Here is an 8,562-nt window from a genome sequence, read left to right on the forward strand (position 1 = left end):
ATCCAGGATCGCGACGTGATGCGTGTTCTTGTGCGTGTCGACGCCTGCAACCAGCTCGTCCGGGGGAGACAACGGGTTGGTGAGAGGCGCGTCGAGTGTCATGCTCGTCATAGACGGGATTCCCTTCCAACGGTGATGAACGTCACCGCGGGTCGGGTAGGTGCAGACAGCACAAAGGTGAGACCACTTCCCGGTCAGGCTCCTATCAAGTCATGTTCCCCGCCCGGCCCGCAGCGACCCCGGCGTCGACGGACAGATCCACAAAAAGACAGCCGCGAACGGCGTCCGTGTAATTTCGAGTCACGTCGGCGCCGGAGCCGAATCCATCATCTCTGTGTCACTTCCCGCGGGGTTCTTCTCGTCGTTGACGTAGGTGGGCCATCGCGGGACGACCAGTTGTTTCCGCCAAGAAGCAAGGAAGTGATCCCACGATGACCCAGTACCAGTCTGCCTTGACGACCCTGATCGGCGAAGTCCTCGCCGACCCTGAGCTGGCCCATTCGGACGTGTTCCGGCGAATGTTGCAGGCCGGGCTGCAGGATTTGATCGACGCGGAAGCGACCGTGAAGATCGGTGCGGACCCGCACCCGCGCACCCCGGAGCGCACCACCCGCCGTAACGGCACCAGGCCCAAGACCCTCGCGACCCCGGCCGGGGAGGTCGACCTGCAGATCCCGAAGCTGCGGGAGGGCTCGTTCTTCCCGTCGCTGCTGTCGCCGCGCCGCCGGGTCGATAAGGCCCTCTACGCGGTGATCTGCCAGGCCTGGATCGACGGGGTCTCCACCCGCAAGGTCGACCAGCTGGTGCGCGCGCTGGGCAACGACACCGGCATCTCGCGCTCCACGGTCTCGCGGATCTGTTCCGAGATCGACGAGGCCGTCCAAGAGTTCCTGCACCGCCGGATCGACCACACCTGGTTCCCCTACCTCTTCCTCGACGCCACCTACCTCGATGTCCGCCACCGCGGCCGGGTCCTCTCCCAAGCCCTCGTCGTGGCCACCGGCGTCTCCGGTGACGGCCGCCGGGAGATCCTCGGGATGGCGCTGGGCGATGCGGAGACCACGGACTTCTGGACCGAGTTCCTCCGCTCGCTGCGCGAGCGCGGGTTGAAGGTCGCCACCGACACCGACCCACTCGGCGTCGCCCTGGTCACCAGTGACGCGCACGCCGGCCTGAAGGCCGCGGTCAAGGCGATCCTGCCCGGCTCCGGCTGGCAGCGTTGCCGGGTCCACTTCGCCCGCAACATCACCCAGAAGCTCGGATCGGCGCGGTCCAAGCCGGTCAACGCGCTGATCTCCACGATCTTCGCGCAGACCACCACCGAGGCCGTGACCGCCCAATACCGTGCCGTGACCGACAGCCTGTGCACCTCGTTCCCCGAAATCGCCGGCATGCTCGAGAACGCCGAGCCAGACCTCACCGCGTTCGCGACGGTGCCCCGCGAACACTGGCAGAAGGTGTGGTCCGACAACCCCATCGAGCGCCTGAACCGGGAGATCAAACGCCGCGCCGACGTCGTCCAGATCTTCCCGGACCGCGACTCCGTGACCCGCCTCATCGGCGCCGTCCTGCAAGAACAGCACGAGGAATGGCAATACGGAGAACGCCGCTACCTCTCCGAGATCTCCATGCGCAAACTCCTCCACACCCTCCACAACCACACCGAACCCGCCCACCCCGAACTCCACCTCACCGCCTGACCACCACCCACCCAGGAACCAACGCTGGGAACCACCACCCCGAACGTCAGGACCTCATGCGTGCTTGTAACCATAAGGGGGCAGGTACTCCTGGCCGGGTTCTCGCCGAACTTCACCTGTTCCGGGCCTCAGTTGCCACAACTCCCGATATCGATATGGGAGGGTGGTGTATCCGCCACGCGCCTCCCACCGTTCCACGATTGCTGTTAACAAATACATCACAGGCGCGATAACTGGGATCGATAGACAGAACACGACCCCGGGAACGATGAATGCCGCATCGGCATGCGAAAGCAGAGCAATCAAGCTGAACACGCCAGTGGCGACCGCGGTGCACGTGACCCAGACAATTGATCGAACGAGGGTCCACGCGGCCGGCACATGCCGCGACCGTAGTCGAGGGGGATCTTGCGGGTGCCCCATTCCTATCGCGACCTACAAATGTTTCGCGATGGCTTACCGTTCACAGCGCTGGTCAACGGCTGTCGTCGTTTCGCGATCAAGGTGAGGCCTCCTTCGCGAGCCGAACCGCTTTCGCCAGTCGCTCCGTCCAACCGCGGACAGTATCGCCATTTGGGTAGAGAATCCCCCTCTCCCCCGCAACACGTAGCTGAAGGTCGTACGTCGTGCCATCGGCGTCGACCGCCAGGAAAATCGTGGGATAGCTGCCGTTCGAGTTGTAGGTCTTCCCGTCGTGGACTTCACGAATCGTGCTGAGCGGAATCGTCAAGATCAGTCGAGGAACTCTTCTACCCTCAAACAGGCATACGTTGATTGAATCGACGGAAACCGAGAACCGCCCGAACGACATTTTCGGTTTGAGCCCTTGGACTGCGGCCAGCGCACGGATAACGCGGTGTGACTCGAACCCGAAGAGGCCAGTGAGGATAAGCGAATCTGCCTGCGTGACTCTAAGGGCAGCCTTCCGCTGATTGTTCCATCGGATGGACATGTAATTGGCGATCCCAGTCACAACGAGGAACAGCCCGACAGGACCAAGGGTCGCCCAAAGGACGGCTGAAACGCTCACTAGACCCTCAATGCGCAATGAATGGAGATGGAGTATGAAGACACACGCCGGGCGCTCGAAGATCCGTCATCCCCTCGCAGCCTCCAATAGCTTGCCACCACTGACAGTGAAACCAAATCCATCTCCCAGATGGCCCAGAGCCTCCATGGCGCCCTTCCAAGCTTGGTATGCGAGGTCCGACACGAAATGCTTCACAAACGATGGGATGAAAGGTATCGCGGACAAAATTGCCCCGATCACACAATCAGCGGTCAGTCCTCCGGCGGCGCAGGAAAGAATCGTTGCCACGATTCCCAAGACTCGCCCAGCAACAGCCGCCGCTTGCCCCCAGCCTGGTACCCACCACAGGAGGCTAAGGCCCGCAGCAACAAATCCGAGAATGTTGCTAACGAGGTCCAAAACCTTCGAGGTCGAACCGTATCCACCTTGCTCTGTGTGGGACTTGGGGTTGCTGGGGTCGGTTGGGTTGGTGGTGTTGTAGGTGGGTCGGTCGGCGCCGCTGCTGTTGACGGTGCTGGTGCGGCTGGCGCTGCCGCCGCGGGTGGAGGCGTAGGCATTGGCGACGCGTTGGTTTTCAGCGGCGTTGGTGGCGGCTTCGCGTTCCTGCTGGATCCAGAAGGTGGGCTGGTTGAAGTTCGCGTTCGCGCTGGGTTCGCTGAGCCGGTGGCCTGAGTCGTCAACGTAGGTGATCGGCGTGTTCTGGATGAACCCATACCGGTGCTGCGACTGGGGCGAGACCAACGTGCCCGAATAGCTGTCCGCTTGCATCCACTGGGCTTGCCCGGGCTGGTAGGTGCGGGCCTGGTATTGGATGAGGCCGGTGTCGGGGTTGGACTGCTGCCCGGTGTAGCCGATCGGGGTGGTGGTGGTCGTGTTCGGCAGCACCGCACCCGCATCCGTCACCTGCAGGTGCAGCGGTAGCGGGTTCCCGCCGGTGCTGCCATGCAGGGACCCGGAGGTAGGCTCCGCCGCCCCGAAGTCGGTGTACGCGGACGCGGTCTGGGTGGCGCCGGCGCTGTTAGCGGTGGCACGGACGGTGCCTTGCGCATCCAAATACAACCAGGACGCGGTGGTGGTGGTTTCCCCGTCATCACGGGTGGTGGTGGTTTGGTGGTCGGCGCCTTCCGGACCCCACATCACGTTCACCGTCACCGCCGACGTCGCCCAGGAGACCGGGGTGGCGCCGTCGTTAGTGATCGTGGTGCTGTTACCCACGAACGGCGTGTCCCCGCTGGCTTCGGCCGGGCAGCCGGGCACGGTGCCGCCGGTGCCGCAGCCCTTCCCACCCAGCAACTGGCTCAAAGTCGGGGTGAGGTGGTCGGAGGCGTACTCATCCGGAAGCTTCTCCCCCACCGTCCGACCCAGTCCGTCATAGGAGTAACTGGTGGTGAGTTTGTCCGACCGGACCGAACCCGTCAACCGGCCGGCGAAGTCATACGTGTTGGCGGTGGTCAGGGTGCTGGTCTTGGTTCCGCTGATCACCCCGAGCAGGGTGGCGGTCTGGATGGTGTCCACCTTGGAGCCGGTCTGCTCACCGTTGGCATCCCACGTGTTCGTCGTGGTCACGGTGCCGACCTCGGAACCCAAAAGCCCGGACGCGCTGCGCGGGCCGACGGTCTGGGTGAGCAACTGGTTGGTCGCGGAGTATGTGGCCTGGTAGCCCAGGATCTGCCCAGTCAACCGGTCCGTATCGCTCCCACTCACCCGGTTTCCGGCGGCGTCGTACCCGTAGGTGGCTTTCGCGCCGTCGGTGCGGGTGGAGGCAGTGAGCCGGCCCAGCTTGTCGTAACTGTAGGTGGTGGTCAGGTGTTTGGACGCGGACACCTGGTCCAGGCTGGTCACCCGGCCGTTGCTGTCGTGGCTGTAGCTGAGGGTCATCGGCAGGCCGTCGGCCGCGGTCAGGTTCGCATCCGGGCAGACCGGCAGCAGACCACAGACCAGGCCGGTGACTGTGCCGGTGACTGCCGAGACCAGACCTGTCCCCGACGCCGACGCCGACGTGGTTGCCGTGGCCGTCGCGGCCGGGGTGGGTGACGCGGTCGGGGTGGCCGGGACCGCGGGGGTCGGCGCCACGGTCGGGGTCGGGGTCGGCGAGGGCACCACCGACGTCGACGGCGACGGGGTGGGTGTGGGTGTCCCTGTCGGTGCGGGCGCGGCCGGCGTCTGGGTCGTCGGCGTGGTCGCGGACGGGGCTTGTGGTGCCGCGTTGGCGTCCACTCCCGGCGTGGATCCGGTGTGGGCGATCGACGTGATCTGCCCGGCCGGGTCGTAGCTGTAGGTGGAGGTGGTGTTGTTGGGCCGGGTGATCCGGGTCAGGTTCGAGGAGGCGTCGTAGCTGTAGCCGACGGTGCCAGTGGAGTCTGTCTGGGAGGTGACCCGGCCGGCGGCGTCGAGCCCGTACTTCACGGTTGACCCGTCGGGGTAGGTCAGGGCGGTGCGTAGTCCTGCGGCGTCGTAGCTGTAGCCGAGGGTCTTCCCGGCGCCGGTGGTGGTGGAGGAGATCCGGCCAGCGGTGTCGAAGGACCAGGAGGAGGTGCCGGTGGAGTCGGTCATCCCGGTCAACCGGCCGGCGTCGTCATAGCTGTAGCCGATCGCCGACCCCGTAGCGGGGGTGGTGGCGGTAAGGCGACCGGCCGGGTTGTACCCGTACTTCGTGGTCTTCCCGTCCGGTTTGGTGGAGGAGGTCTCCTGCCCGGCGGGGTCGTATCCGTAAGAGGTGGTCTTCCCGAGCGCGTCGGTCACGGAGGTGATCTGCCCGGTGGGGTTGTAGGCGTACCCGGTGGTGTGGCCCAGCGGGTCGGTCACCTGGGTGAGCCGGCCCGCCGCGTCGTACCCGTAGCCGGTGGTCACATTGGTGTCCGCGCTCGAGGCGGCGCCCGGGACGGCGTTCTCGGTCACCGCGGTCAGTTGCGCTGCCGCGTCGTGGGTGTAGGCGGTGGTCACACCGGCCGGGTCGACCATCGCGGCGAGGACGCCGGCGGCGGTGTACTGGTAGGAGGTGGTGGCACCGTTCTGGTCGGTCTTTGCCGCGAGCTGGCCCGTGCCGGTGAAGCTGAAGTTGATCGTTCCGCCGCGCGGGTCGGTGATGCCGGTGACGTTCCCGTTGCCGTCGTGCGCATACTTTGTGGTGTCGCCGGCGCCGTCGGTGCTGCCGCTCATCCGGTTCGCGCCGTCATAGCTGTAACTGGTGGCGCGGCCGGCCGGGTCGGTGACCGTGGTCAGGTTCCCGGCCGGGTCGTAGCCGTACACGGTTTTCCCGCCGGCGGGATCCGCGGAGGAGATCGCCCGGTTCAACGCGTCGTAGGCGACCGTGGTGGTCCGCCCGGTCTGGTCGGTGCTGCTGGTGCGGTTACCGGCCGGGTCGTACCCGTACTTCGTCTGCTTGCCCGCCGGGTCGGTGACGGTGACCACCCGATCCGCCTGGTCGTACGTGTAGGAGGTGGCGTGCCCGTTCGGGTCGGTGGTCTTCACCAGCCGGCCGGTGGCGTCGTAGCCGAACACGGTGTTCCCGCCGCGGGCGTCGGTGACCGTCGTCGGACGGTTCACAGCGTCGTAAGAGATGGTCGTCGTCGCACCGGCCGGGTCGGTGATCGAGGTGAGGTTCTGCGCCGCGTCGTACGTCTTCTGAGTGGTGCGCCCATCCGGGTCGGTGACCGCAGTGACCAGGCCCTCACCGTTGTACGTGTACTTCGTGACCCCGCCGTCAGCGTTCGTGACCGAGGTGCGCCGGTACTCCGAGTCGTACCCGTACCGGGTCACGGCGCCGGTCGGGTCGGTGACCGTTTCCACGTTCAGACCCTTGTTGTAGGTGTAGGCGGTGACGCCACCGTTCGGGTCGGTGATGGTGGCGACCTTGTCGTCGGCCTGATACGTGTAGCTGGTGACCGCGCCCGTGCCATCGGTGCGGGAGACCAGGTTCCCGACCGCGTCGTAGGCGAACGTGGTGGTGTGCCCGTCGGGATCGGTGACCTGGGAGACCCGGGAGGCGGCGTCGTAGGCCAACGTGGTCTTCCCGCCCACCGCGTCGCTGATCGTGATCAGGTTCCCATGCCCGTCATACCCGTAGGTGGTGGTGTTTCCGTCCGGGTCGGTGCGCGAGGCCAGGTTCCCGGCCGCATCGAAGGACTGCTGCCAGTGCGCGCCATCCGGACCCGCGACCGCGGTGGTGCGGCCCTGCGCGTCCACGGTGTAGCTGGTGGTCCGCCCATCCGTCAGTGTCTGCGAGGTCAGGTCGCCCTGCGCCGTGTACGTGTAGGAGGTGTTCGCACCGTCCGCGGCGATCGTCTGCGTGAGTCGGCCCTGCGCGTCATACACCGACTTGGTGGTGTTGCCGTTGCCGTCGGTGGTGGAGGTGGTGTCCCAGTTCTTGTAAGTCGTTCCGATGGTGTGCCCGAGGGGCGTGACGACCTTGGTGACCCGGCCCTGGGCGTCGATCGAGAAGGTGGTCTTCGCTCCGGTGGTGTCGGTGTAGGTGGTGCTGTTCTGGCCGTAGCTGATCGTGGTCGCTGCGCCGTCGCCGTTGACCTGCTTCACGACCCGCCCGGCGCCGTCGTAGGTGTTGGTCACATAGGTGGTGCCATCCGGTGCGGTGACCGTGACCATCCGGTTGCTGGCGTCATACCCGTAGGCGGTGGCGTGACCGGCCGGGTCTGTGACCGCGGCAAGGTTCCCCGCGCTGTCGTAACCGAGGGTCCAGGTGGCCCCGTCGGGGCGGGTCGCGGTGACCACCCGGCCAGCCGCGTCCGCGGTGAAGGTGATCTTCTGCCCGCCGGGTTCTGTCACTGAGGCCAGCGGCCCGAACGAGGTGATCGTCCTGGCCGGGGTTCCGGAACCGCCGGAGGTACCGTCCGGGGCCACCGGCCACGGGTTCGGCGTCGCCGGGATGGTGATGGTGGTCGTCCCGTACGTGTACGACCAGGCGTGCCCGGCCCGGTCGGTGTTCCCGGACAGCACGCCGGCGCCGGTGTAGGAGTCCTCGGTGAACACCTGGGTGGAGGTATCCGGCTTGGTCACGGTCAGGGTGTGCTCGGCGGTGCGGGAGAGCTTCGTGTAGATCCCCGGCTGCACCGCACTGTAGCTGCCATCCGCGTTCTTGGTGAACGCGGTCGCCGACCCATCCCCCGCCGTGATCAGCACCGACCCGTCCCCATAGGTCTGCGACTTCGCCGCCAAACCCGACGACCAGCCCCGACCGAACATGCCCGTCCGGGAGTCCAGACTGTTGTAGGTCAGATCCACCGGTGTGGACACCCCGCCCGGGCCGGACACCGTGAACAGCGTCTTGGACTGCAGGAAGTTGCCGGTGGAGAAGTTCACCGGATCCGACCCGTAACGCATCCAGTTCCCGAACCCGAGCGCGAACAACGCCGCCAGCTCCGCCGCCGACGGGACGCCCGGGAACGCGGTCTGCCCCTTGGACGCATCCCCACAGGTGATGTTCTGCGCCTGCAACTGCCGGGCCAGAGCGGTCACCACCGCATCGATCTGGAACCCGTACTGGGCGCCCTGATACGTGCCCGAGATCGCCGGCCAGTCGAAGTTGTGATCCATGAACCCGAAGAACGTCTGCGCATACGTGCCCGGCAGGTTCGCGAACTCCGCATACGGGTACGTCGTCCCGTTCGTGCCACCCTGCGTCACACCCGCCTGCTGCCGGCGCCCCGTGAACCGGGTCCACTCATCCAGCGTGCGCTGCCCGAACGCGAGGTCGTTCGCAAACGGCGAGGCGAACGAGGACGCACCCCCGTCAGCGGCCGTCCCCCACGGGGTCCCGTTCAGATTGTTCAGGCTGATCGTCAACGACACGGTCGCGTTGGTCATCTGCGCCGCCCG

General features: G+C 66.2%; 3 protein-coding genes. 1 reads left to right on the plus strand and 2 read right to left on the minus strand.

Annotation, left to right across the window (positions count from 1 at the left end; all coding sequences use genetic code 11):
- The first annotated feature begins 431 nt into the window (after positions 1-431).
- Positions 432-1,700 (plus strand): IS256 family transposase, encoded by a 1,269-nt coding sequence (locus BM287_RS17275; RefSeq protein ID WP_090042263.1) that lies wholly within the window; start codon positions 432-434, stop codon positions 1,698-1,700.
- Between the two features lie 499 nt (positions 1,701-2,199).
- Here the strand turns inward: BM287_RS17275 and BM287_RS17280 are convergent, their stop codons facing one another.
- Both BM287_RS17280 and BM287_RS17285 read right to left on the minus strand, forming a co-directional pair.
- Positions 2,200-2,730: a hypothetical protein gene (locus BM287_RS17280; protein ID WP_090042261.1), complete on the minus strand. Its 531-nt coding sequence runs from the start codon at positions 2,728-2,730 to the stop codon at positions 2,200-2,202.
- A gap of 66 nt (positions 2,731-2,796) precedes the next feature.
- Positions 2,797-8,550, minus strand: coding sequence for a DUF6531 domain-containing protein (locus tag BM287_RS17285; RefSeq protein WP_090107360.1), 5,754 nt, complete (start codon positions 8,548-8,550; stop codon positions 2,797-2,799).
- Positions 8,551-8,562 lie beyond the last annotated feature (12 nt).

The organism is Leifsonia sp. CL147, from assembly GCF_900114565.1.
Lineage (GTDB): Bacteria > Actinomycetota > Actinomycetes > Actinomycetales > Microbacteriaceae > Leifsonia.

What these genes read in the sequence shown, in the direction of transcription:
- BM287_RS17275 (WP_090042263.1), top strand. Translation starts at nt 432, where the DNA reads ATGACCCAGTACCAGTCTGCCTTGACGACCCTGATCGGCGAAGTCCTC.
- BM287_RS17285 (WP_090107360.1), bottom strand. Translation starts at nt 8,550, where the DNA reads ATGACCAACGCGACCGTGTCGTTGACGATCAGCCTGAACAATCTGAAC.